This is a genomic window from Flavobacterium glaciei (genome assembly GCF_003350545.1).
GTDB classification, from domain to species: Bacteria; Bacteroidota; Bacteroidia; order Flavobacteriales; family Flavobacteriaceae; genus Flavobacterium; species Flavobacterium glaciei.
Genome location: NZ_QQBA01000004.1, coordinates 121,777 through 146,188 on the forward strand (window position 1 = coordinate 121,777; position 24,412 = coordinate 146,188).

Genomic DNA, 24,412 nt, shown 5'->3' on the forward strand with positions numbered 1-24,412 from the left:
ATGATTAAGAACGACCTATTTTTAAGAGCACTAAAAGGAGAAACAGTACAACGCCCGCCAGTTTGGATGATGCGTCAAGCCGGAAGATATTTACCGGAATTCATCGCTTTGCGTGATAAATACGATTTTTTCACTCGTTGTCAAACTCCGGAATTAGCTGCTGAAATTACAGTTCAGCCAATACGAAGAATAGCTCCTGATGCTGCGATTTTGTTTTCTGATATCTTAGTAATTCCGCAAGCAATGGGAATTGATGTAGAGATGAAACCTAATTTTGGTCCGTATTTACCAAATCCTATTCGTACAATTCAAGATGTGGAGAAAGTAATCGTACCAGATGTTCATGAGACATTAGGATACGTTTTTGAAGCTATCAAATTGACCAAAGAAATGTTGAACGATGAGGTTCCATTAATTGGTTTCGCAGGTTCACCTTGGACCATTATGTGTTATGCAGTGGAAGGGAAAGGGTCTAAAAGTTTTGATATGGCCAAAGGATTTTGTTTCCAACATCCAGAAGCAGCGCATGTTTTATTGCAAAAAATCACTGATACCACTATTGCATACCTAAAAGAAAAAGTAAAAGCAGGAGTAAACGCCGTTCAAATTTTTGACTCTTGGGGCGGAATGTTATCTCCAGTAGATTATCAAGAATTCTCTTGGAAATACATCAACCAAATCATTGAAGCATTAGCAGATATTACACCAGTTATTGTTTTCGGAAAAGGATGTTGGTTTGCATTAGGCGAAATGGGGAAAAGTAGAGCATCAGCACTTGGAGTGGATTGGACGTGTTCTCCAAGAAATGCAAGATACTTGTCAGGTGGAAACATCACATTACAAGGAAATTTTGATCCATCCAGATTGTTATCTCCAATTCCGGTTATCAAGAAAAAGGTACACGAAATGATTGACGAATTCGGAAAAGACAAATACATCGTGAATTTAGGTCACGGAATTTTACCAAATATTCCTGTGGATCACGCGAAAGCGTTTATTGATGCAGTGAAGGAGTACAATCAGTAGTCAGTACGTGTCACAGTTTTCGATTTCCATTTTTGTAGCTGAAAACCATTACTGAAAACTAATTTACAATGAAAGAACAATTTTATTCTTACATACAAAACCTTCAAGACCAAATCTGTAAAGGATTGGAAGCAGTTGAAGGTGAAGCTAAATTCCGTGAAGATCTTTGGGAGCGTCCAGAAGGCGGCGGAGGAAGAACCCGCGTGATTGAAAACGGACAAGTTTTCGAAAAAGGCGGCGTAAATATTTCTGCAGTTCACGGGAAACTACCCGAAGCCATGCAAAAGATGTTCAATGTAGGCGAAGCTGATTTTTTTGCCTGCGGACTGAGTTTGGTATTGCATCCAAAAAATCCAATGACACCAACCGTTCACGCGAACTGGCGTTATTTCGAAATGTACGATGACAACGGAAACGTGATTCAACAATGGTTTGGCGGAGGACAGGATTTAACCCCATATTATTTGTTTGAAGAAGATGTGATTCATTTTCATCAAACCTGTAAAACCGCCTGCGACAAACATAATCCGGAATTTTATCCAAAATATAAGAAACAATGTGATGCTTATTTTTGGAATGCGCACAGAAATGAAGCCCGCGGAATTGGCGGATTGTTTTTCGATTATTGCAAAGCAACCGATGACATGACAATGCAAGATTGGTTTAATTTCGTATCTGAAGTTGGGAATAGTTTTCTCGAAGCTTACGTTCCAATTGTAGAAAAAAGAAAAAATTTACCATATACTTCAGAAAACAGAACGTGGCAGGAAATCCGTCGTGGCCGTTATGTCGAGTTTAATTTGGTTCATGACAAAGGCACTTTATTTGGACTAAAAACCAATGGAAGAATCGAAAGTATCCTGATGAGTTTACCGCCGCATGTACAATGGGTTTACGACCATCATGCAGAAGCTGGAAGCGAAGAAGAAAAATTAGTAAACGTATTAGAAACCCCAAGAAATTGGATTTAAATACTTAAACCATTAAGAAGTTAAGAAAAATTAAGTGTAGAACCTTAATGAACCTTAATTTCTTAATGGTTCAAAAAAATAAATTAAAGTTTAACTTTAAACGAAAATATATGTTCCCATTACACAGAGGCAGAAGATTAAGAACTAATGAATCTATCCGTAGTTTAGTTCGTGAAACCAGTTTGAGTCCAGCGGATTTTATGTTTCCTATGTTTATTGCTGAAGGTGAAAACTACAAAGTAGAAATTCCTTCCATGCCAGGCATATTTCGCCGTTCTATAGATTTAACTGTAGAAGAAGTCAAAGAAATATTTGCATTGGGAATTCGTGCAGTTAATATTTATGTAAAAGTCAGTGAAAATTTAAAAGATAACGAAGGAAATGAAGCTTGGAATCCAAACGGATTAATGCAAAATGCTATTCGTGCCATCAAAGCCGCTTGTCCGGAAATGATTGTAATGCCTGATGTGGCTTTAGATCCGTATTCTATTTATGGCCATGACGGAATCATTGCAAACGGTGATGTAGAAAACGATGCAACGAACGCAGCCTTAGTAAAAATGGCTGTTTCTCATGCACAAGCGGGTGCCGATTTTGTAGCGCCATCAGACATGATGGACGGACGTGTATTGCGTTTGCGCGAAGGTCTAGACGCTGATGGTTTTCATAACGTAGGCATCATGAGTTATTCAGCAAAATATGCTTCTGCATTTTACGGACCGTTTCGTGATGCATTAGATAGCGCTCCTGTTGATGCCACTGAAATTCCAAAAGACAAAAAAACATACCAAATGGATTATGCGAATCGCATCGAAGCTATCAAAGAAGCGTTGTGGGACGTGGAAGAAGGCGCTGATATGGTTATGGTGAAACCGGGAATTGCGTATTTAGACATCGTTCGTGAAGTTAAAAACGCGGTAAATGTTCCAGTAACGGTCTATCATGTTTCGGGAGAATACGCTATGATCAAAGCCGCTGCCGAAAGAGGTTGGCTGGAGCACGATAAAATTATGATGGAACAATTAATGTGTATCAAACGCGCTGGAGCAAGTTTGATATCAACGTATTTTGCTAAGGAAGCTGCAATACTGTTAAATAAATAGAAAAAATAAATAGTTTTAATAAGATGATAAATGTCATTTTAAATAGAGCTTTATTGAATTATATTTGAGTAAATAAACACGTTCGTAATGAAAAAAATAGTAGTAGTAGGATTAGTTTTTTTAGCTTTATCTTGTAAAGGGAAAGAAGAAGAATCTTTTGGGAAACAAGAAGAAACAACCGTTTCTGAAGGAATGGTAGCAGAAAAACAATCGCCAGAAAAACTCGGTGAAGCAATTTTCAAAGGTAAAGGGAATTGTGTTGCCTGTCATCAAGTAGACAAGAAAGTGATAGGGCCAAGCTTGCAGGATATTGCGAAGATTTACAAAGATAAAAATGCGGATATCGTAACGTTTTTAAAAGGTGAAGGCGAGCCTATTGTTGACCCAAGCCAATACGAAGTTATGAAAACAAACTTTGCGGTTACTAAAGCGATGTCTGATGATGAATTAAAAGCCCTAGAAGCTTACGTATACTCAAATTTGAAATAGATTTAACATATTGAGCGTACTAGTAATTAGGAGCTATTCCCGCTCTACGCTGTATTCCCGATAAATAAAAACTACGGCAAAAAGCCTTGTTTTTCTGAGTCGGGAGATGCCGCTGCTATCGGGGCTAAAACACAAGAACCATTCGTCTCTGCGAATGGTTTTTTTGTTTTCAAAACGTACTGTTTTTTTTCTTTCTGAACTTTATTACTTCTTTTGGAAGAATTTGATAATTTTTTTTATCTTTAAAATATGGAAACAGTCTGCATCAAAACACCTTTAGGAATTGCTTCAATCATAGGTGATGAAAATGGAATTTCTGTGATTTCAGTTGCTGATGACGGAGAAATTTCAACTACAATTCCAGCTGTTTTACAACAAGCCGTCATAGAACTCAATGATTATTTTGAAGGAAAACGAACCGTTTTTGATTTTGTACTGAATCCACAAGGTACTGAATTCCAACAAAAAGTTTGGAAAGGATTGCTCGAAATTCCATTTGGAAAAACCTGTAGCTACATGGAATTATCAAAGAAACTGGGCGATGTCAAAGCCATTCGAGCTGTAGCTTCTGCTAATGGGAAAAACCCGCTTTGGATTGTTGTTCCTTGTCACAGAGTCATTGGAACAGATGGTTCATTAACAGGATATGCAGGCGGATTATGGCGCAAAAAGTGGTTGTTAGAACATGAAAATCCCACTACTCAACAAAGTTTATTTTAGTGGTTTGTCAATAAATTTGGTATATTAGTTTAATAAAATCTGTAAAATCCGCGTCATCTGCGTGCTATAAAATGATAGAAAAAATAAACCTTAATCACATTTTGTTTCTTGACATAGAAACCGTTCCGGAAGCCGAAGATTTCAATGCATTAGATGCTGAAATGAAAGACCTTTGGGAACACAAAACGCAATACCAGCGTAAAGACGAATATACACCAGAGGATTTCTATGACCGTGCGGGAATTTGGGCCGAGTTTGGGAAAATCGTTTGTATTTCAGTGGGTTATTTTACCATCAAAGGCGATATTCGGAATTTTAGAGTGACTTCTTTTTTTGGTGAAGAAAAGAAAATATTGCTCGATTTCAACAATCTGCTGAACAATCACTTCAATCAGCCGCAACATGTTTTGTGTGGGCACAATGCTAAGGAATTTGATATTCCGTTCCTAGCCAGACGCATGATTATCAATCAAATCGCTATTCCGAACAAGCTGGATTTATTTGGAAAAAAACCATGGGAAATTCCACATTTAGATACGTTAGAGTTATGGAAATTTGGCGATTACAAGCACTTTACTTCTTTAAAATTGATGTGTAAAGTTCTTGGAATCCCTTCTTCAAAAGGCGATATCGACGGCAGTCAGGTAGGACATGTTTTTTATGTAGAAAAAGACATTGACCGCATTGTTACTTATTGTGAGAAAGATACGATTGCCGTAGCACAAATTTTCTTGAGATTACGTAGAGAAGAATTGTTGATAGAGGAGGAGATTATTCACGTGTAAGCAACTTTAATGGCAATATCAATATCAAAATTCAATGGCAAATACAATTTAAAATTCTTTTATTGAAATTGACATTGCAATTCTTATTGACATTGATTTATTACATTTACAAAAATTATAAATTATGGTATTGAGTAGATTTTGGTTGGTCATTTTTATTTCAGCAATTGTATTTGTAGTGTTTAGTTTGTTTTCTGGAGACAGTTATACCATTGATCACGTTTTGAACGGAAAAAAAGATGATCCAATTCTGATTTCAGAGAAATTTGCTGAAGAGCTTCCTGCTTACATTAAAGACAGCATTAAGACCGCTCCAGAACGAACCATGATTATCAATCGTGATACGCTAAATGCAGATACGACTTATGTTTTTAAGAATAAAACTGTAAAAATTTACAGTGGCGTACAAAAATCAGATGGGTTATTGCCTACTTGTAAAAGTACTTTACTGGATTTAGTTTTACCATTGATGGCCTATCTGGCCTTTTTCTGTGGATTGATGGAGCTTTTAATCATTTCAGGAGCATCTGGAAAATTAGCCAAAGCATTGAGTCCAGTTTTTGTAAAAGTGTTTCCGAGTATCCCTAAAAACCATCCTTCTATATCTTATATGACCTTAAACTTTGCTGCTAATTTTCTAGGTTTAGATTCTGCAGCAACACCTTTTGGTCTAAAAGCCATGGAGAGTTTACAAGAAATAAATCCAGATAAAGACAAAGCCAGTGATGCACAGATTATGTTCATGTGTTTGCACGCTTCGGGTCTTACTTTAATAGCTACTTCTATTATAGGTTATCGTGCTGCAGCTAATGCTAGCAATCCAGCGGATGTGATGTTGCCTTGTATTATCACTTCTTTTATCGGTACTATTGCAGCCTTTTTAATTGTTGGAATCAAACAAAGAATCAATTTCAAAAGTGCTTCTTTGGTTATTGTATTGATGGTTTTAATAGCCGCTATTGTTGGTTTGTTAATGTATGTAAATCATTTGGATTTGATTGGAAAAAACTATTTTACGTCTAATCTTTCTGCTTTAATATTAATTGGAATTATTGCCTTTACCTTGATTTTTTCGTTCATTCATGAGAAAAAATTTACGGAAGCATCAACAACCGTTTTTGAAAGTTTTGTTGTGGGAGCCAATAATGGAGTAAAAACCGGAGTGACTATTTTCCCTTATGTTTTGGGGATGTTAGTTGCTATTTCTTTATTTAGAAACAGTGGTTTATTTGAAATTATCAGTAATTGGATTGCTTTCATTTTTTCAAATATGGGAGTAAGCAAGGAAATCACGGATGCTTTGCCGGTTGCATTACTTCGTCCCTTTAGTTCAGCTGGATCAAGAGGATTTTTGATTGATTCGATGAACACTTTTGGTGCCGATTCCTTAACGGCTAGATTGGCTAGTATTTTTCAGTGTAGTGCCGAGAGTACTTTTTATGTTATAGCCGTTTATTTTGGTTCTGTTAACATTAAAAATACCCGCTACGCTCTAGGAACAATGCTTATCGTGGATGTCATTTGTGTGATTACCGCTATTTTTGTGGCGACTTGGTTTTTTTAAAATATTGTATCGAGCCTATCTCTCTGTGAGATATTTGAATAATTTCCGTAGGAACGGTTTATTTTGCAGGAACGGAATTTAATCTGTTAATTATATTAAATCCTAGGATTTTTAATCAATTTTTCATTCATTTGAAAAGCTCAAAAAACGATTTAAAACAACCCTTAAATTCATCAAATATGTCAAAGTATACCAAGTACATCGCGATAGGATTAGTGATTTTATTTTTAGTAACAAGCTTGCTAACATAAAATACTTTTACAACAAAAGAAACACTTTTTAAGAATCCTTTTCATGGTGTTTTTTATAGCCATGAAACGGAAGTTAAGAAGTGTTTGTTATTTAAACCAAATCCGTTTAATTACTACTCCAGAAAATATTTTTTATCTTTGTAAAAACAACAAAACAATGGACTTTATATACCAGGATCCTTATCCTATTTCAAAAGACGATATTCAATACAGAAAAATATCTTCAGACTACGTAAAAGTAGAAAAGCTGGGCGATAGAGAGATTTTAACAATTGATCCTAAAGGTTTAGAGCTGCTTTCGCAAGAAGCAATGAAAGATGTTTCTTTTATGCTTCGTACCTCTCATTTAGAAAAATTACGTGCCATTTTGGATGATCCAGAAGCGACAGATAACGACCGTTTTGTGGCGTATAACTTGTTGCAAAATGCTGCAGTAGCTATTGATGGACAATTGCCATCTTGTCAAGACACCGGAACAGCGATTGTAATGGCTAAAAAGGGAGAAAATGTATACACTGGTGTAGATGATGCCGAGTGGCTCTCAAAAGGTATTTTTAATACGTATCAAGAGAAAAACCTACGTTATTCTCAAATTGTACCGATCAGTATGTTCGAAGAAAAGAACTCTGGTTCTAATCTTCCTGCTCAAATTGATATTTATTCCAAAAAAGGAGCTACTTATGAGTTCTTATTTTTAGCAAAAGGTGGAGGCTCAGCCAACAAAACCTATTTGTACCAACAAACGAAATCCCTTTTGAACGAAAAGTCGATGGATGCATTTGTACGTGCTAAAATAATGGATTTAGGTACTTCTGCCTGTCCGCCGTATCACTTAGCATTTGTAATTGGCGGTACTTCGGCTGAAGCCAATTTATCGGCAGTTAAAAAAGCATCGGCTGGATATTTTGATCATTTGCCAACTACAGGAAACATGGCTGGTCAAGCATTCCGTGATTTAGAGTGGGAGCAAAGAGTGCAACAAATTTGCCAAGAAAGTGCTATTGGAGCACAGTTTGGAGGGAAATATTTCACACATGATGTACGTGTGATTCGTTTGCCGCGTCACGCTGCCTCTTGCCCTGTAGGTTTAGGAGTTTCGTGCTCTGCCGATAGAAATATAAAAGGAAAAATTACCAAAGACGGTATTTTTGTAGAACAACTTGAGGTGAATCCAGGACGATTGTTGCCTGCAACACCACCACATTTGGAACCTGCCGTTGAGATTGACTTAAACCAACCGATGGCGGATATTCTTAAAAAACTGTCTCAATATCCAATTAAAACGCGTTTAAAATTGAACGGGACTTTGATAGTAGCGCGTGATATTGCACATGCTAAAATTAAAGAACTTTTGGATGCAGGTAAACCTATGCCGGAGTACTTCAAAAATCATCCGGTGTATTACGCAGGACCAGCTAAAACGCCAGACGGAATGCCATCCGGTAGTTTTGGACCAACCACGGCTGGAAGAATGGATGTGTATGTCGAGGAATTTCAAAAAGCCGGTGGAAGTATGATTATGCTTGCCAAAGGAAATAGAACCAAAAAAGTAATGGATGCATGTAAAACTTACGGTGGTTTCTACCTAGGTTCTATAGGTGGTCCAGCGGCTATTTTGGCTCAAGACAATATCTTAAAAGTAGAAGTAGTAGACTTTGAAGAATTAGGAATGGAAGCCGTTCGTAAAATCACGGTAAAAGATTTCCCAGCTTTTATTATTACAGATGATAAAGGCAATGATTTCTTTGAGAATTTATAATGAAGATTATTATTAGCTAAGGCACTAAGATTCTAAGTTTACAAATAGTATTAACCGCAGATTCACAGATTATTTCAAAGTTTTTGAAATTAAAATCTGTGAATCTGCGGTTCCTTTTTTATAAAATATTAATCTATTGCCATTTCTGGAATTTCTCCATCAACAATTAGTATTTTTTCAGTTGATGAACTGATTTCTTTGAACATTTATAATTAAGATACTAAGTTGCTATGCTTCCAAGTATAAAGATATTTTAATCCGCAGATTCGCAGATTATTTCAAAGTTTTTGAAATTAAAATCTGTGAATCTGCGGTTTCTTTTTTATAAAATATTAATCTATTGCTGTTTTTGGAATTTATCCATCAACAATTAGTATTTCTTCAGTTGATGAAATGATTTCTTTGAACATTTATAATTAAGATACTAAGTTGCTATGCTTCCAAGTATAAAGATATTTTAATCCGCAGATTCGCAGATTATTTCAAAGTTTTTGAAATTAAAATCTGTGAATCTGCGGTTCCTTTTTTATAAAATATTAATCTATTGCTATTTTTGGAATTTATCAATCAACAATTAGTATTTCTTCAGTTGATGAAATGATTTCTTTGAACATTTATAATTAAGATACTAAGTTGCCAAGCTTCCAAGTATAAAGATATTTTAAACCGCAGATTCGCAGATTATTTCAAAGTTTTTGAAATTAAAATCTGTGAATCTGCGGTTTCTTTTTTATAAAATATTAATCTATTGCTGTTTTTGGAATTTCTCCATCAACAATTAGTATTTCTTCAGTTGATGAAATGATTTCTTTGGACATTTATAATTAAGATACTAAGTTACTAAGCTTCCAATTATAAAGATATTTTAAACCGCAGATTAGCCGATTATTTCATAGTTTTTGAAATTAAAATCTGTGAATCTGCGGTTTCTTTTTTATAAAATATTAATCTATTGCCATTTCTGGAATTTCTCCATCAATTATTAAGTTAGCTTCAGTCGAAGCGATGATGTATTCCACTGTAACGCCTGGCGCACGTTCTAAAAGCCTAAAACCCGCTGGTGTAACTTCTAGTACCGCAAGCTCTGTTACTACTTTTTTAACGCAACCTACTCCCGTTAGTGGTAAAGTACATCTTTTAAGGATTTTTGATTCGCCTGCTTTGTTTACGTGCATCATGGCTACAATAATATTTTCGGCAGAAGCAACTAAATCCATTGCACCTCCCATTCCTTTGACCATTTTACCTGGAATTTTCCAGTTGGCAATATCACCATTTTCGGCAACTTCCATGGCGCCAAGGATTGTTAAATCAACATGTTGTCCGCGAATCATTCCAAAACTAAAAGCTGAGTCAAAGAAACTTGCTCCTGGCAAAGTAGTTATGGTTTGTTTTCCTGCGTTTATTAAATCTGCGTCTTCGTCGCCTTCAAAAGGGAATGGACCCATACCAAGAATTCCGTTTTCGCTTTGGAATTCAACGTCAATACCTTCTGGAATATAATTAGCTACTAATGTTGGAATTCCAATTCCGAGATTCACATAGTAATTGTGTTTTAACTCTTTTGCAATACGTTTTGCAATTTGATTTTTATCTAAAGCCATAATTAGAAAATTTTTCTCACGGTTCTTTGTTCAATTCTTTTTTCATATTTCTCACCTTGAAAAATTCTATTAACAAGTATTCCCGGAATATGAATTTCATTAGGATCCAAGCCACCTGCGGGCAGTAATTCTTCTACCTCGGCAATGGTTATTTTTGCAGCTCCAGCCATACATGGGTTAAAGTTTCTTGCGGTTCCTTTAAAAACTAGGTTTCCGGCTTCGTCACCTTTCCAAGCTTTTACGATGGCAAAATCAGCGTTGAAAGCGTGTTCCATAATATGCATTTTCCCGTTGAATTCGCGAACTTCTTTCCCTTCTGCTACTTCTGTTCCATAACCTGCTGGTGTGAAAAAAGCGGGTATCCCGGCTTGTGCAGCACGACAACGCTCTGCTAAAGTTCCTTGAGGGATAAGATCTACTTCTAGTTCTCCAGAAAGCATCTGGCGTTCAAATTCAGCATTTTCCCCTACATAAGAAGAAATCATTTTTTTGATTTGGCGCTTTTGCAAAAGCAATCCAAGTCCAAAATCATCTACACCGGCATTGTTCGAAATACAGGTTAAATCCGTCGTAGCTTTTTTTACTAATTCAGTGATGGAATTTTCTGGAATACCACATAATCCAAAACCGCCAAGCATAATAGTCATCCCGTTTTCAATTCCTTGAAGGGCTTCCTGAACATTGTTTACTTTTTTGTTAATCATATAAGTGATTTGCTATTTGTAGAATATTAATCTAATGATGAAATGTATTTTGGTAATTTAAGGAAATCAAAATCTAATTATAAAGACGATTACATTAGCTCAGAAAGTCCTGAGGTTTCAGTAGAAATTCTTTCATTGTATGGAACAGAGCAATCACATCTCGAGAGATTGCTCTGTTCCTCGTAATGACTTTATAATTCAAATTCTTCGGTGTCTTGTTCTACGCCTGTTGTGTCTACTACTTTTCTAGGAACATAACAGTCTACTTTTATAGAAAGATTTGAGGGTCTTTCAAAGCTTTCTTTAGAAACCTTAAGGGCTGGATCAGCATAACACAGTTTCATAAAATATCCCCAAACTGGTAGAGCAGCTGTGGCTCCCTGACCATAAGTGATACTTTTGAAACGGGCTGAACGGTCTTCACAACCTACCCAAACTCCAGTTACAAGATTAGGAACCATTCCCATAAACCAACCATCAGATTGATTTTGTGTAGTTCCTGTTTTTCCCGCTATAGGATTTTTAAATGAATACGGATATCCGGTCCAGCGGTTGTCTCCGGCTCCTCCGCCAGTGGTGCGCAATCGGTCTCCAGATCCGCCTTCGGTTACGCCTTCTAACAATTTTACAACCGCATAAGCGATGTCTTTGTTTAATACATCATGCGATTCAGGAATTGGCTCGTAAATTATAACACCACTTTTATCTTCAATCTTAGATATAAATTGTGGTTTCATATAAACACCTTGATTGGCAAACGTACTGTAGGCGGCAACCATATCTTCAACGGTTATTTCTACAGCTCCTAACGCAATGGATGGTTGGTTTACAATTTCGGATTTAACGCCTAATTTATGGGTTAAATCAATTACGGCTTCTGGCCCAACTTTATCAATTAGTTTTGCAGATACTGTATTTATGGAATTCGCCAAACCTCTTTTTAAGGTAACCATTCCACGGTATTTGTTGTCTGAGTTTCTAGGTTCCCAATTTTCAGTAACATTATGGCGTCCTTTTCTTATGACAAATGGACCGTCAACAATGGAATCACAAGGAGACATGTTTAATTGCTCTATAGCTGTGGCATAGACAAATGGTTTAAAAGTAGAACCTACTTGTCTGGCACCTTGACCTACGTGATCGTATTGAAAATATTTGTAGTTGATACCACCAACCCAAGCTTTGATGTTTCCGGTTTGCGGTTCCATTGCCATCAACCCAGATTGTAAAAAATGTTTGTAATACCTTATTGAATCTAATGGTGTCATAATGGTGTCTTTTTCTCCTTTCCAAGAAAAGACAGTCATTTTTGCTTTTTCGCTGAACGATTTTATAATTTCTTCATCGCTTTTATCCATAGATTTCATCACGGACCATCGGTTAGATGATTTCATAGCCTGATTTAGAATTCGTTGTGTTTCTACAGAAGAAATATTGACAAAAGGAGCGTTTTTATTGTCCTTAGATTGATTGAAAAACTCTTCTTGAAGGTTTGCCATGTGCGCAGTAACCGCTTCTTCAGCGTGCAATTGCATTCTGGAATCGATAGTTGTATAAATTTTCAAACCATCTTTGTAAATGTCATAATCAGAACCATCCGGTTTTTTATTTTCTTCGACCCATTTTTTCATGTAATCGCGAAGATATTCTCTGAAATAGGTTGCCGTCCCGTCTTTATGTGTTTCTAATTTGAAGTTTAATTTGATTGGTAAACTTTGCAATCTTTCTTTCTCTTCTTTTGAAATTATTTTCCCTTTTTCCATTTGTAAAAGCACCACATTTCGGCGGTTTTTTACTCCTTGTGGGTTTCGGATAGGATTGTATAATCCAGAGTTTTTAAACATTCCCACTAATATTGCCGATTCACTAATAGTCAAATCCTTTGGTTCTTTGGAAAAATATGTTTTTGCTGCAGAACTTACTCCAACAGAATTGTTTCCAAAATCATACACGTTACAATACATGGCAATGATTTCATTTTTAGTGTATTGTCTTTCTAATCGAATGGCAATAATCCATTCTTTTATTTTTTGTACAATTCTAAAAGGCAAGAACTTAGATCCTTCACCGTGAAATAATTGCTTGGCTAATTGTTGTGTCAAAGTACTCGCTCCCCCGCTTGTTCCTAAACTGGAAATTGCTCTTAAAGTTCCTCTTCCATCAATACCGGAATGCTCATAAAAACGGGCGTCTTCCGTAGCGATTAATGCTTGTACGAGGTTTTTAGGCAAGTCTGAATAGCGTAATTGAGACCTATTTTTTTCGAAATATTTACCTAAAACCACTCCATCAGCGGATATGATTTCAGTAGCTAAATTAGAATCAGGATTTTCTAAATCTTCAAAAGAAGGCATTGAACCGAAAAGGCCCCATGAAGCAAATAAGAAAAACAAACCAACAGCACCCATCCCATAAAAGAAGATTTTCCAAAATTTATTTTTGTAGTAAGTGATGTCCTTGTCAATGTTTTTTGTCTGATTGTTGTTTTTTTTGATAGCCATAATACTATTTTATTCTTTTTTTTCTATTCTAAAACCTACTTCAGTAATTCCGTCTAAAGCCGTTACTCCGGGAACTTTGCCATTTTCTCTAACTGCTTGTTTGATATAGACTTTGTATTTTGATTTGAAACGTACATTTTCCTTATAAAAGAGTTTGCTTTCTTTTATATCTGAAAATCCATTGCCTAATAATGTTCCGTCCGGATTTGCCATTTGGTATTCAAGCGTGTCTACTTTTGTGAAACCATTTGGTAATTCTAATGCCACAATTAAAAACAAATTGTTGAACTGATAATTGTTATTGGCTCTCAAATTCACAAATAAATTGTATCGTTTTGTAGAATCTAATTCTGGTAAATTGAACGTTACAATACTGTCTTTGTGCCAAGCACTACCAACAGATTTATATTCATCAAAAACTCTTTTTTTATCACATGAAGAAAAGAGAATCACAACTAAAAGAAGTAAAGCGCTATTTTTTATCCACATTTTTTGTAATAATTATAGGTTTTCTTGGTTCCGCAGGCTTTTTATTATTTGGATTCTGACGGTTATTATTGCTATTATTTGCGGGTTTGTTGTTGTTTGACACAATTGCATTTTCACCTACCGCTTTGCGTTTTTTATGCTGTTTTTTCTTTGGTTTTGGTTGGTCAAAACGTGTCAAGCTTTCCTGACCCATTGCGTTATTGAAGTTTTTCTCTGGTTCAGCAATAATCTCTATCGCATAGTCTTCCAATGAAGAAACTTTGTTTTTAAGTTTGTTTTCGGCTACAATTTCTTTGACTTGTTCAATTTTCAGTACATGCCAATTCGCAAAATTATTGGTATATGCAAACCACATTAATCCTTTAAAAATATCTTGTTTCTGGCAAATGGCATCTCCTTTTTCAGTCACTAATTTTGTTTCAAAATCCGGAAAATCTTTTAACGCATCCATGTAAGTATCTAACTCATAGTTCAAGCAGCATTTTAATTTTCCGCACTGTCCAGCCAGTTTTTGTGGATTCAAGGACAGTTGTTGGTAACGAGCTGCTGAAGTATTTACACTTCTAAAATCCGTCAGCCAAGTAGAGCAACACAATTCTCTTCCGCAAGAACCTATTCCGCCTAAACGAGCTGCTTCCTGACGGAAACCTACTTGTTTCATCTCGATACGGGTGCTGAATTCTTTTGCAAAATCTTTGATTAATGCTCTAAAGTCAATTCGGTCGTTTGCGGTGTAGTAAAAAGTAGCTTTTGATCCATCACCTTGAAATTCAATATCCGAAATTTTCATTTCCAGTTTTTGAGCAATCGCCAGTTCACGAGCGCGAACCTTCATGGGCTCTTCACGATCTCTTGCTGCGGACCAAATATCAATGTCTTTTTGGGATGCTTTTCTGTAAATTTTTGGGATTTCATTACTCAGGTGATTGGCACCTTTTTTCTTCATTTGAATTTTAACTAATTCTCCTGTCAAAGTAACAATTCCTATATCATGACCTGGAGAAGCTACAGTAGCAACAATGTCGCCCATGCTTAACGTTATTTTCTCGGTATTGCGGTAAAATTCTTTTCTTCCGTTTTTGAAACGTACTTCAACACAGTCAAAAGGGGCGTCACCATTAGGTAAACTCATATTCGAAAGCCAATCAAAAACCGTTAATTTATTGCAGCTATCGGTGCCGCAAGTCCCATTATTTTTACAACCCTTTGGTGCGCCACCATCAGAGGTTGAACAACTTGTACATGCCATAATCTTATATGTAGTGTTGCGACGAGCACAACTTAAGTTCTTAAAACGTTTAATTTGTAAAGATAGTATTTTTTAATTTTATGGAACAACGCATAAAAGCACCAATAAATCATAAATTTTTAATAAAAAAACCCATTACAATTATGACTGTAATGGGTTAATTTCATATGATTTTACCTTATTTTTTTATTCTAAAATCTTATATAATTTATCAGATAATCGAATTCGGAATGGCAATTTAAACGTGCAAGTGTCTCCAGAAACTGCTTTTTCTTGTGCCAAATCGTTCACTAGCATTTCTTCAATTACTACTTTTTGTTCTCCAGTTGTGGCACCTTTGATTAGAATCGTATCGCCAATTTTGATTTCATTTTCTTCAATTAAAAATTGACCAATACTTGGTTTTGGAAAAAAGTGTGTTCCTTTTCCAATGTATTGTTTCTTGATTTTCACCGCTTTTTTTGCAACCTGTTTTCTTTTTGCCAATTCACTCAAATCAGGAATAGCCGCTAAGGGATCTGAATTATTTTTAAAAAGCAACTTATCTGATTTTCCTTTTTTGAAAATCTTATTTCCGTTTTTTATTCCTCTCCGAATGGCTTTTTGCTCTTCTTCGGGCAAGTGAATTATAGTTACGCATTCAACCGAACAACAACCTTGCATTTTTTCTTTGCAAGAATCACACTGAATAAAAAGCAAGTGACAACCTTCGTTTTCACAATTGGTATGCACATCACAAGGCGCACCACATTGATGGCATTGCGAAACAATATCATCTGTAATGCGTTCGCCCAAGCGGTGATCAAAAACAAAGTTTTTACCTATAAATTTGCTCTCTAGATTTTCTTCTTTTATTTGCTTAGCGTAATTAATGATACCACCTTCCAGCTGGAAAACATTCTTGAAACCTTGGTGTTTAAAGTAAGCCGATGCTTTCTCGCAACGAATACCTCCTGTGCAATACATCACCAAGTTTTTGTTTTCCTTAAAGTCTTGTAGTTGCTCATTAATAATAGGTAACGATTCTCTAAACGTATCTACATCAGGAGTTATGGCGCCTTTAAAGTAACCAATTTCACTTTCGTAATGGTTTCTAAAATCGACTACAATTGTGTTAGGATCATCAAGAATTTCGTTGAATTCCTTCGCTTTTAGGTGCACACCTATGTTGGTTACATCAAAAGTTTCATCGTTCAAACCATCAGCCACAATTTTGTCACGCACCTTAATCGTTAATTTCAAAAACGAGTGATCATCATGCTCTACTGCAATATTCAAGCGCATTCCTTTCATGAAATCGTACGCTTCAACGGTGTCTTTGAAGGCATAAAAATTATCAGCAGGCAATGATAATTGCGCATTGATACCTTCTTTGGCGACATAAATTCGGCCTAAAACATCCAAAGGATTCCAAGCGCGGAACAAATCATTACGAAATTGAGTGGGATCTTGAATTTGCGCATAAGCATAGAACGACAAAGTGAGTCTTTGTTTTCCGGCATCATCAATCATGATGGCTCTTTCCTCTGCGCTTAGTGTGTTGTACAGTTGCATGCTATAAACAGTTTAAGTGAGAAATGTATTTTTTGCAAAAGTAGGCAAAAAGGTTTAGAGGCGCAAAGTTTTGAAGGGACTAAGGTTCGTAATGAATAAACAGATGCTTAATTTTCCTTAAAGTCTTAATGGTTTCATTTTCTTGGAGCTATTTCCAGCTTTCCGCTATATCTCTTGTTTTTGCTATCGCTACAACAAGAGGATGCCGCTGCAATCTGGGCTAGGGTAGTTGTGGTTAATAGAAAATTCAGTTCTCAGAGTTGATTTTTTGATTAAGTTCATTTCGTATTAATTTCAGTATTTCTTTTTAGCACAAAATTTCTTCAAACCCAGATAAGTCCCGAAGCTTCGGGAGAAATTCTTTTTTAAAGCTTCCAGCCTTTTGAAGGCTGGAAGCTTTGGAATTATCAGAGACTCTTCCTTCGTTAGAGTGACAAATAATGGTATGAATTATTTTTGCGGTAATTTTTTTCATTCTGACGAAGAAAGGCCCGAGCGCTCAATGTCATTAAGTTCAGAGGCAAAAGAAAAAAAATAGCACGCAAATTCAACAGATTCTTCTGCGTAAATCTGCGAAATCTGCGTGAAAACAAAAAGTGTAATTCCTTAACTTAAGGACATCGCCCGAGCGCTAGCTAATTGGCGGAGCAATCTTTATTTGTTGGGCAACACTTGAGAATCCTTTAATGCAGCACTTTATTATTAGTTATCTCCACTGATTTGATTGCGCCCACCGGAGCTATTTTTACATTTTTATTTCCTTTTTCTACGTAAAAATAGTAAGAACTGTTTGAGCCAATTAAATAAATTTCTTTTGTTTGATCATCACCGAAAGTTATTTCGTAACCATATTTCAATTCGTTGTTAGAAATTTTACTCGCAACTTTGCTTCCGCTTCCTAATCCTAATCCTAAAAAAAAGCACAACAAACAAAATGCAAACATGGAGATAAAGTACTTGCTGAAATATGCACTTACTTCCTCTTCATTTATATCTTCTAGCGGTTTTTTGGAACCAATTTTTTTCTTTAACCAATCTTTATTAAAATTTTTTGAAATAAGTAAACTTGCTAGGTACAATATAAGAATGAAAAAAGTAAAACATAAAAGGACTATCGGTGTTGAAGTTAAGTCAGCAATTGGACTGATTAATACATCCATTATATTGGAATATTTCAAGATGTTTATCCCTACTTGATAATAATAAATGCTTTCTTTGATTATTCCAAGAACGACTAAGAATAAGTAGCCAAATGGGAGGGTTTTTTGTACAATTTCGCTAAATTTCATTCGTGTTTATTTTGGTTTTGTATTTATTGAAATAGAATGCTGTCAGTTATTTAAATCAAATATATATAAATTATTTGATGAGCTTTGATTTTTTGATGTATCTTCTAACCCAGATAGTCCCGAAGCTTCGGGAGAAATCCTTTTAAAAGCTTCCAGCTTTCAAAAGGCTGGGAGCTTTGGAATTATTGGAGACTCTTTCTTCGTCAGAGTGACAAGTTTGTCGTAAATAAAAAAACCACGCCGAAACGTGGGTTTAAATTTTATACTTTGACAGGTATTAGCAATACTCGTTGAAAGCGTCTCTTAGATTTTCAGCAATTAGTTCTGCTGGGCGACCTTCAATGTGGTGACGCTCTAGCATGTGTACTAATTCTCCGTTTTTGAACAAAGCCATACTTGGCGATGATGGAGGAAAAGGGAACATGTGTTGTCTTGCAGCATCAACAGCATCTTTATCAACTCCTGCGAAAACAGTAATTAATTGATCTGGTTTTTTACCACCTTCTAAACTCATTTTTGCTCCTGGGCGTGCATTACGCGCAGCACATCCACAAACTGAGTTTACAACTACAAGAGTTGTTCCTTCTGCTTTTAATGCGTTTTCTACTGCTTCGGCACTATGTAAATCTTGAAAACCTGCTGCAGTAAGTTCTGCTTGCATTGGTTTTACCATTTCTTCTGGATACATATCTTTTATTTTAAATCATTAGTAATTAAGTCCTGCAAAGTTACAAAGTTTACCTTCAAGAACAGAACTTCAATTATAAAGTTTTGTTATAGTTTGATTGTTATTTTAGGGCTTTTGCCGCTACGTGAAAAATAGCTTTGATAAACAATATTTTCGGACATTTTAAAATCACTTGAATGTCTTCGTATAAAGTAGTTTCTTCGTCCAGAAATTTAAAAATCAAGGTTGGATTTCCTTTTTTGAACATTGAAGAAAAAATGTGGGAACCCAATTCGTTTTTGCGGTCTAAAATGTCTAGTAAAAGCAAATCATAAAACCAAAATTTGGTTTTTTTATGAAACTTAGTAAAGTCGGTTTCTCTTTGTAAAAAGGCAACTAACTCACTTGATTTTTTATCTGAATTTTTGAAAGTGTAACCCGTACTCGCCTTGGTCCAGCCACCAGAAGTACCAATGTTAATTACGTTTTTAGTATTCGATTTCCAAAAAGGATAACAGGTCATCGGGATGCTACCTTGTTCTTTTTCGACGATTTCGTAGTTTGTAATCCCCAATTTTTGAATGTATTGTTGAATTTCGTTTTCGTATTCTTCTTTCTTTAAATGCTGGTGCGAAAACAAAGTGTATTCTAGTAAAGCTTCGGTTTTTGAGGTGGGCAACACGTACATAAAACGCGTATTTCCCCTTTGTTCAACCGAAAAATCCATGAACGTGGCTTGCTCCATATTGAAAACAGCTTGCTCACTTTTGATGAACCAACCTATAAAATGCTGTTGTAAAACGGGATATTTAGTCTGGTTTTCTGTCTGTTGTTTGTTGTAAATACTATTGAATAATTTGGAGCACGAAAAAGATTCGCTTTCCGTTTGTACCAAAATTATAGTTTCGGATTCTTCAATAGTCATGACTTTCTGATTCAAGAAAGTGACGTTTGTTTGTTTCGAGAGTAAATCAAAAACTTGGTTGTAAAAATCAAGTCCTTTCACCATATTGTAGTGATACGGTTGCAAGTCTAAATCCCTGCGAAAAGCTGCATTGGCAAACAAAGCCGAATCCCATTTTTTAGAAATAGCTGGCTCCCAAATTGAATCGGTTGTTTTCCAGAAACACCAGGTTCTATCATTGGTTTTTTTGGAGTTTTCATCCAATAACAAAATACTTTTATCTGCAAACGATCCTGATTGAACCATTTTGTAAACCGTCATTAAAGCCGATAGTCCTGCGCCGGTAAAAATATAATCGTAGTGTTTCATGGCTCAAAAATACAATTTTATACGCAAAAAAATCAATCAAAATGATAACGCAGTCCTATAAAAAAACGTCTTCCTTGATTGGGTCCGTACGCATAAGTAGGGTCAAAAGTGAGTGCGAATGGATTATCGGCCGTAGGGAGTACCGCTCCTGAATTGTCAACTTGTACATTTTTATCAAAAGGATCATTGGAGCGAGCTATCAAGAACGGATTTCCACGATTGGGTGTCCAGTTGAGTAAGTTTTTGATACCGGTGTACAACTCTAGATTATGAATTTTTTTGAAAGTCATTTGTATGTTCTGAATGCTGTATGGTCTAGAAATTTCACGACGCGGATCTAGATCGCTTAGCAAAGGCAAACGCATGGGTCCAGTAAGATTTCCTGTAAAATCAAAGGATAAAAACCAGCTTGAAATATCATAACTAAAGCCCCAGTTTAGGCTGTATCTTTCGGTAAATAATGGTCTCAAACTAACACCGTCTTGTGTGGTCATGGCATCAAAGTAACTGGTCCCAATGTTAGCTTTTAGTCCAAACGGGCTAACCCAATCGGCATTGGCACTGAGTCCGAAAATAGTGGAGTTACCGTTTAAATTATCATAAATTATTTGATTGGGGTTGATGTCGTAATTTGCAAAAATTCGGTTGGTGAAATAAGTGTACCAAGAAGCCAATTCAAGATTAACCACGCCCGCATTGGTCAATTTGAATTTTTTCAGATAATTTAAGTTCAGGTTGCATGAGGTTTCTGGTTTCAAGTTAGATTGAATCACGACTTCTCGAGCGCCAGACAAAGCTTGATGGTCTTCGGTAAAAAGGTTTACGATTCTAAAACCCGTTCCAAAATTGAATCGTAAGATATCTGTTGGCGTTGGTTTGAATTTAAACGCAAAACGCGGTGTAAAAATGGAACCGTGATTGTCGTTGTAATCGTAGCGTAAGCCAATTAGTGTACTAGTTTTTTCATTATGCGTGATTTCATCTTGAGCAAAAATACTGTAGATTTTAGAATGATTCGCTGTTTTTGTTGCAGGCGTGTTGTCATTGTAAAATTGATATCTAAGTGCCGAACCAAAAAGAACCGAATGGTTGCTCCAGTTTTTGTCCCAAATGAATTGTCCAAATGCTATTTTTTGATTGGCCATAAAAATAGCATTTCCATAAACGGAGTTTTGGTCGTGACCAATAACTGAAAATTGAAAATACATTTTTTCGGCTACAGGAAGCTCGTATTTCCCTAAAAATTCATAGCGCGAAGTGTAAATGCTTTCGCCATACACTTGGTCTCCGCCTCTAAAACTCTTGTTCCATTGCATTTCTCCGCCCCAACGGTCTTCATAAAGGTAGCGAGAAACAAGGCTAAATTCTTTTTTAGAAGCTCTGTTGATGTTTATTTTAGAGAAAAAAGAAGTTCTGTTTTGCAAAGAAACATCGGTAAAATTGTCTTTGTTGTTGTCAACAGGATTGTTGTAAGTGAAATAATTTACACCAAATAGGGCAGTAACCTTGGAACCAATATTGGCTTTATAACCAAGGTCAACATTCGTTTCGAGCCAAGATGTAGTAAAAACATCGGCTGTAAATAAAGGTACTGCGAACGGTTTTTTAGTAATAATGTTAATTAAACCGCCTACCGCCTCGCTGCCGTATAGTGTAGATGCCGCGCCCTTTACTACTTCTATTTTATCAATCATGGCATTTGGAATGCCTGAAAGCCCGTAAACCGTGCCGAGAGCGCTCACAATAGGCATCCCGTCAATAGTGACCATGGTGTAAGGGCCGTCAAGTCCGTTAATGCGAATGTCACCCGTATTACACACATTGCAATTGTTTTGAGGTCGTAAACCATTTACGTTTTGCAAGGCATCCAAGACATTGCTGGTTGGGTTTTGTTTTAAAAAAGTCGCCGAAATAATCTCAACAGGAACGGGATTTTCAAGTCTTTTTACGGGTTTAAGTGTTCCTGAAACTACGACTTCGTCTAGTTGATTTTCAGTGCTTTCAAGTTCAAAATTTAGAATATTGTTATGATTAATTTTGACCGATATATTCTTTTTTAAAGTTTGAAAACCTTCAGCTACAATTTGTATTTTATAATCTCCTACAGCAATATTCTCGATGCTGTATTTTCCTAAACTATCTGTTTGGGTGATGTATTTTGTTCCAATTAGAAAAACACGAGCATCCGTAATTACTTTTTTTTCGGATACAACAAATCCCGATAAATTCGTTTTTTCTTGGCTGTAGCCAAAGTGAAATATTAAAATTGCCAACAATGCATATAGTTTTTTCACAATGCTTAATTTAAATTTAGACAAATCTAAAAATTATATTTTGCAAAACAAATTTTTTAATTACATTTGTATCAATAACTTAATCGATGTCGAAAATAACTTGAAATTAAAACGTTAATATTCAATCTTCAATCAAATGACTTTTTCAGAAGAAAACTATCTCAAAACCATTTACCATCTTACTGCAATTTCTGATATTGACGTCAGTACCAATGCCATTGCTGAGAAAATGGAAACCAAAGCATCATCCGTTACTGACATGCTAAAGAAACTCTCCGAAAAAGATTTAGTGAATTACATAAAATACCAAGGTGTTTCACTTACTGATAAAGGAAAATTGGCGGCGAAGATGATCGTTAGAAAGCACCGACTTTGGGAATGTTTTCTCGTAGAGAAACTAGATTTTTCTTGGGATGAGGTTCACGATATCGCTGAACAATTGGAACACATCAAATCCGAAAAACTCATCAATAAATTGGATGATTTTTTAGGCAATCCTACTGAAGATCCGCATGGAGACCCTATTCCTGATGCACAAGGAAGAATTATAAAAGTAGAAAAACAACTGCTTTCTGAATTTGATAAAAACCAAATCGGGATTTGTGTGGGTGTCAAGGATACTTCCTCTGATTTCTTAAAGTATTTAGACAAACAAGAAATTGCTTTGGGTTCCCAAATTGAAATTATCGAAAAGGAAAGTTTCGATTCCTCTTTTAGAATCCGTGTTGGATCTAAAGAATTAACCGTTTCAAATAAAATAGCCAGTAATATTTATATCAAATAATTATGTTTCAATCTATAGTAGATTATTTTACAAGTATCGACCCAATTCTAGCTGCGTTGTATGCGAGTTTGTTCACATGGTTTTTAACCGCATTAGGAGCTTCTTTTGTTTTTATGTTTAAAACCATGAATAGAACGGTTCTTGACGGAATGCTCGGATTTACCGGAGGTGTTATGGTTGCAGCCAGTTTTTGGAGTTTATTAGCTCCAGCAATAGAAATGACTGGTGGCGAGGGTTTTGCAAAAGTGATTCCAGCAGCTTTTGGTTTTTTCTTGGGAGCGCTTTTCATTTTCGGAATCGATAAAGTATTGCCGCATCTTCACATCAATTTTAAAGTTACTGAAGGAATTAAATCGCCTTGGCAACGTACGACCTTGCTAGTTTCGGCAATTACATTGCACAATATTCCGGAAGGATTGGCGGTTGGAGTTCTCTTTGGAGGTGTTGCTGCTGGGATTCCAGAAGCTTCGATTGCGGGCGCAGTTACCTTAGCGATTGGTATTGGAATTCAGAATTTTCCGGAAGGAATTGCAGTTGCTATGCCGTTGCGACGTATGGGAATGAGCCGATGGAAAAGTTTTATGTATGGTCAATCTTCAGCATTGGTAGAGCCAGTTGCTGCAGTTTTAGGTGCTTTTGCAGTTACTTTTTTCACCCCTATTTTACCTTACGCTTTGGCTTTTGCCGCAGGTGCTATGATTTTTGTAGTAGTTGAAGAAGTAATTCCGGAAACGCAACAGGATAAAAATACAGATATCGCTACCTTGGGATTCGTTGGAGGATTTATTGTGATGATGGTCTTGGACGTAGCTTTGGGTTAGTTTCTTCATTTTTAAAGGATTGTTAACTAAATATTACTTAGATTTATCTTTAAAATATAACAAATGAAAAAGTCAGTATATTTACTTTTTATGATCATTAGCAGTTTAGCTTTGGCGCAAAGCCCAAAACCAGAAAAAGTTAAATACGTGATCATAAAGCAAAAAGTATGTCCCAATCAAAAAGGATTTCAGTTGGTTTTAAAAGCGATTGCTACTGATTCTAGATGTCCAGAAGGTGTAACCTGCATTTGGGCGGGAGAAGTTAGTGCTGTTATTTTGGTGTACAAAGATTCAAAATTAATTGAAGAAGCTACTTTAGTATTTTTGATGAAAAACGAAGAATACAATAAAAAGTGGTTTTCTAATTATTTACCTGAAAAACAAAAGAAAATAAAAAGCATTGTTGTAGTTCCGTATCCAAAAGAGGGAAGCAAGATTAATCCTGAAGAGTATTATATGAGAATTGGATATCTAAAGTAATTTTAGTTACAACCACAATCACCACTACCGCAATC

At 35.9% G+C, this 24,412-nt stretch carries 21 protein-coding genes; 11 read left to right on the forward strand and 10 right to left on the reverse strand.

What is annotated here, in order from left to right; translation table 11 throughout:
- From hemE to DFR66_RS05390, 8 genes are all read left to right on the forward strand, one after another.
- Window positions 1–1,026, forward strand: a complete 1,026-nt coding sequence (gene hemE / locus DFR66_RS05355) for a uroporphyrinogen decarboxylase (protein ID WP_114753816.1) — start codon at window positions 1–3, stop codon at window positions 1,024–1,026.
- A 68-nt stretch (window positions 1,027–1,094) separates the two neighbouring features.
- Window positions 1,095–1,997: an oxygen-dependent coproporphyrinogen oxidase gene (gene hemF, locus DFR66_RS05360; protein WP_114753817.1), complete on the forward strand. Its 903-nt coding sequence runs from the start codon at window positions 1,095–1,097 to the stop codon at window positions 1,995–1,997.
- A gap of 110 nt (window positions 1,998–2,107) precedes the next feature.
- On the forward strand, window positions 2,108–3,100 hold the full coding sequence (gene hemB / locus DFR66_RS05365; protein ID WP_114753818.1) for a porphobilinogen synthase: 993 nt from the start codon (window positions 2,108–2,110) through the stop codon (window positions 3,098–3,100).
- A gap of 87 nt (window positions 3,101–3,187) precedes the next feature.
- Complete coding sequence (locus DFR66_RS05370) at window positions 3,188–3,589, forward strand: c-type cytochrome (RefSeq protein WP_114753819.1); 402 nt, start codon at window positions 3,188–3,190, stop codon at window positions 3,587–3,589.
- 249 nt (window positions 3,590–3,838) lie between these two features.
- Window positions 3,839–4,309: a methylated-DNA--[protein]-cysteine S-methyltransferase gene (locus DFR66_RS05375; RefSeq protein WP_114753820.1), complete on the forward strand. Its 471-nt coding sequence runs from the start codon at window positions 3,839–3,841 to the stop codon at window positions 4,307–4,309.
- Window positions 4,310–4,380: 71 nt separating this feature from the next.
- On the forward strand, window positions 4,381–5,094 hold the full coding sequence (locus DFR66_RS05380) for a 3'-5' exonuclease (RefSeq protein WP_114753821.1): 714 nt from the start codon (window positions 4,381–4,383) through the stop codon (window positions 5,092–5,094).
- 124 nt (window positions 5,095–5,218) lie between these two features.
- On the forward strand, window positions 5,219–6,658 hold the full coding sequence (locus tag DFR66_RS05385) for a nucleoside recognition domain-containing protein (RefSeq protein ID WP_114753822.1): 1,440 nt from the start codon (window positions 5,219–5,221) through the stop codon (window positions 6,656–6,658).
- 408 nt (window positions 6,659–7,066) lie between these two features.
- On the forward strand, window positions 7,067–8,668 hold the full coding sequence (locus DFR66_RS05390; protein WP_114753909.1) for a fumarate hydratase: 1,602 nt from the start codon (window positions 7,067–7,069) through the stop codon (window positions 8,666–8,668).
- A gap of 944 nt (window positions 8,669–9,612) precedes the next feature.
- On the opposite strand, the gene DFR66_RS05395 is transcribed toward DFR66_RS05390, so the two are convergent.
- From DFR66_RS05395 to DFR66_RS05440, 10 genes are all read right to left on the reverse strand, one after another.
- On the reverse strand, window positions 9,613–10,272 hold the full coding sequence (locus DFR66_RS05395) for a CoA transferase subunit B (protein ID WP_114753823.1): 660 nt from the start codon (window positions 10,270–10,272) through the stop codon (window positions 9,613–9,615).
- A gap of 2 nt (window positions 10,273–10,274) precedes the next feature.
- Window positions 10,275–10,976, reverse strand: a complete 702-nt coding sequence (locus tag DFR66_RS05400; RefSeq protein ID WP_114753824.1) for a CoA transferase subunit A — start codon at window positions 10,974–10,976, stop codon at window positions 10,275–10,277.
- Window positions 10,977–11,167: 191 nt separating this feature from the next.
- Window positions 11,168–13,477: a penicillin-binding protein 1A gene (locus tag DFR66_RS05405; protein WP_114753825.1), complete on the reverse strand. Its 2,310-nt coding sequence runs from the start codon at window positions 13,475–13,477 to the stop codon at window positions 11,168–11,170.
- 9 nt (window positions 13,478–13,486) lie between these two features.
- A complete protein-coding gene (locus tag DFR66_RS05410; RefSeq protein ID WP_114753826.1) occupies window positions 13,487–13,966 on the reverse strand; it encodes a gliding motility lipoprotein GldH in 480 nt (159 codons plus the stop codon).
- Window positions 13,950–15,215 (reverse strand): PSP1 domain-containing protein, encoded by a 1,266-nt coding sequence (locus tag DFR66_RS05415; RefSeq protein ID WP_114753827.1) that lies wholly within the window; start codon window positions 15,213–15,215, stop codon window positions 13,950–13,952. The genes DFR66_RS05410 and DFR66_RS05415 overlap by 17 nt, the downstream gene beginning before the upstream one ends.
- A gap of 186 nt (window positions 15,216–15,401) precedes the next feature.
- Window positions 15,402–16,769, reverse strand: a complete 1,368-nt coding sequence (trhO, locus tag DFR66_RS05420) for an oxygen-dependent tRNA uridine(34) hydroxylase TrhO (protein ID WP_114753828.1) — start codon at window positions 16,767–16,769, stop codon at window positions 15,402–15,404.
- A 683-nt stretch (window positions 16,770–17,452) separates the two neighbouring features.
- Window positions 17,453–18,058, reverse strand: coding sequence for a hypothetical protein (locus tag DFR66_RS05425; RefSeq protein WP_114753829.1), 606 nt, complete (start codon window positions 18,056–18,058; stop codon window positions 17,453–17,455).
- Between the two features lie 277 nt (window positions 18,059–18,335).
- Window positions 18,336–18,746: a BrxA/BrxB family bacilliredoxin gene (locus DFR66_RS05430; RefSeq protein WP_114753830.1), complete on the reverse strand. Its 411-nt coding sequence runs from the start codon at window positions 18,744–18,746 to the stop codon at window positions 18,336–18,338.
- A gap of 100 nt (window positions 18,747–18,846) precedes the next feature.
- On the reverse strand, window positions 18,847–19,998 hold the full coding sequence (locus tag DFR66_RS05435) for a lycopene cyclase family protein (RefSeq protein WP_114753831.1): 1,152 nt from the start codon (window positions 19,996–19,998) through the stop codon (window positions 18,847–18,849).
- Window positions 19,999–20,030: 32 nt separating this feature from the next.
- The gene (locus DFR66_RS05440) at window positions 20,031–22,292 is read right to left on the reverse strand and encodes a TonB-dependent receptor (protein ID WP_114753910.1); all 2,262 of its coding nucleotides are present in this window, start codon (window positions 22,290–22,292) and stop codon (window positions 20,031–20,033) included.
- Between the two features lie 136 nt (window positions 22,293–22,428).
- Between DFR66_RS05440 and DFR66_RS05445 the strand changes: the two genes are divergently transcribed.
- From DFR66_RS05445 to DFR66_RS05455, 3 genes are all read left to right on the forward strand, one after another.
- Window positions 22,429–23,076 (forward strand): metal-dependent transcriptional regulator, encoded by a 648-nt coding sequence (locus tag DFR66_RS05445; protein ID WP_114753832.1) that lies wholly within the window; start codon window positions 22,429–22,431, stop codon window positions 23,074–23,076.
- A gap of 2 nt (window positions 23,077–23,078) precedes the next feature.
- On the forward strand, window positions 23,079–23,897 hold the full coding sequence (locus DFR66_RS05450; protein ID WP_113635924.1) for a ZIP family metal transporter: 819 nt from the start codon (window positions 23,079–23,081) through the stop codon (window positions 23,895–23,897).
- Window positions 23,898–23,960: 63 nt separating this feature from the next.
- Window positions 23,961–24,377 carry a hypothetical protein gene (locus tag DFR66_RS05455; protein WP_146841097.1) on the forward strand — a complete coding sequence of 139 codons (417 nt, stop codon included), beginning with the start codon at window positions 23,961–23,963 and terminating at the stop codon, window positions 24,375–24,377.
- The last annotated feature ends 35 nt before the right edge of the window (window positions 24,378–24,412 follow it).

Excerpts from the sequence above, each read along its gene's own strand:
- DFR66_RS05390 (WP_114753909.1), top strand. The coding sequence starts at position 7,067 with ATGGACTTTATATACCAGGATCCTTATCCTATTTCAAAAGACGATATT.
- hemE (WP_114753816.1), top strand. The coding sequence starts at position 1 with ATGATTAAGAACGACCTATTTTTAAGAGCACTAAAAGGAGAAACAGTA.
- DFR66_RS05405 (WP_114753825.1), bottom strand. The coding sequence starts at position 13,477 with ATGGCTATCAAAAAAAACAACAATCAGACAAAAAACATTGACAAGGAC.
- DFR66_RS05395 (WP_114753823.1), bottom strand. The coding sequence starts at position 10,272 with ATGGCTTTAGATAAAAATCAAATTGCAAAACGTATTGCAAAAGAGTTA.
- DFR66_RS05370 (WP_114753819.1), top strand. The coding sequence starts at position 3,188 with ATGAAAAAAATAGTAGTAGTAGGATTAGTTTTTTTAGCTTTATCTTGT.
- hemF (WP_114753817.1), top strand. The coding sequence starts at position 1,095 with ATGAAAGAACAATTTTATTCTTACATACAAAACCTTCAAGACCAAATC.
- DFR66_RS05410 (WP_114753826.1), bottom strand. The coding sequence starts at position 13,966 with ATGTGGATAAAAAATAGCGCTTTACTTCTTTTAGTTGTGATTCTCTTT.
- trhO (WP_114753828.1), bottom strand. The coding sequence starts at position 16,769 with ATGCAACTGTACAACACACTAAGCGCAGAGGAAAGAGCCATCATGATT.
- DFR66_RS05380 (WP_114753821.1), top strand. The coding sequence starts at position 4,381 with ATGATAGAAAAAATAAACCTTAATCACATTTTGTTTCTTGACATAGAA.
- DFR66_RS05425 (WP_114753829.1), bottom strand. The coding sequence starts at position 18,058 with ATGAAATTTAGCGAAATTGTACAAAAAACCCTCCCATTTGGCTACTTA.
- DFR66_RS05445 (WP_114753832.1), top strand. The coding sequence starts at position 22,429 with ATGACTTTTTCAGAAGAAAACTATCTCAAAACCATTTACCATCTTACT.
- DFR66_RS05455 (WP_146841097.1), top strand. The coding sequence starts at position 23,961 with ATGAAAAAGTCAGTATATTTACTTTTTATGATCATTAGCAGTTTAGCT.
- DFR66_RS05385 (WP_114753822.1), top strand. The coding sequence starts at position 5,219 with ATGGTATTGAGTAGATTTTGGTTGGTCATTTTTATTTCAGCAATTGTA.
- DFR66_RS05400 (WP_114753824.1), bottom strand. The coding sequence starts at position 10,976 with ATGATTAACAAAAAAGTAAACAATGTTCAGGAAGCCCTTCAAGGAATT.
- DFR66_RS05430 (WP_114753830.1), bottom strand. The coding sequence starts at position 18,746 with ATGTATCCAGAAGAAATGGTAAAACCAATGCAAGCAGAACTTACTGCA.
- DFR66_RS05415 (WP_114753827.1), bottom strand. The coding sequence starts at position 15,215 with ATGGCATGTACAAGTTGTTCAACCTCTGATGGTGGCGCACCAAAGGGT.
- hemB (WP_114753818.1), top strand. The coding sequence starts at position 2,108 with ATGTTCCCATTACACAGAGGCAGAAGATTAAGAACTAATGAATCTATC.
- DFR66_RS05450 (WP_113635924.1), top strand. The coding sequence starts at position 23,079 with ATGTTTCAATCTATAGTAGATTATTTTACAAGTATCGACCCAATTCTA.
- DFR66_RS05375 (WP_114753820.1), top strand. The coding sequence starts at position 3,839 with ATGGAAACAGTCTGCATCAAAACACCTTTAGGAATTGCTTCAATCATA.
- DFR66_RS05435 (WP_114753831.1), bottom strand. The coding sequence starts at position 19,998 with ATGAAACACTACGATTATATTTTTACCGGCGCAGGACTATCGGCTTTA.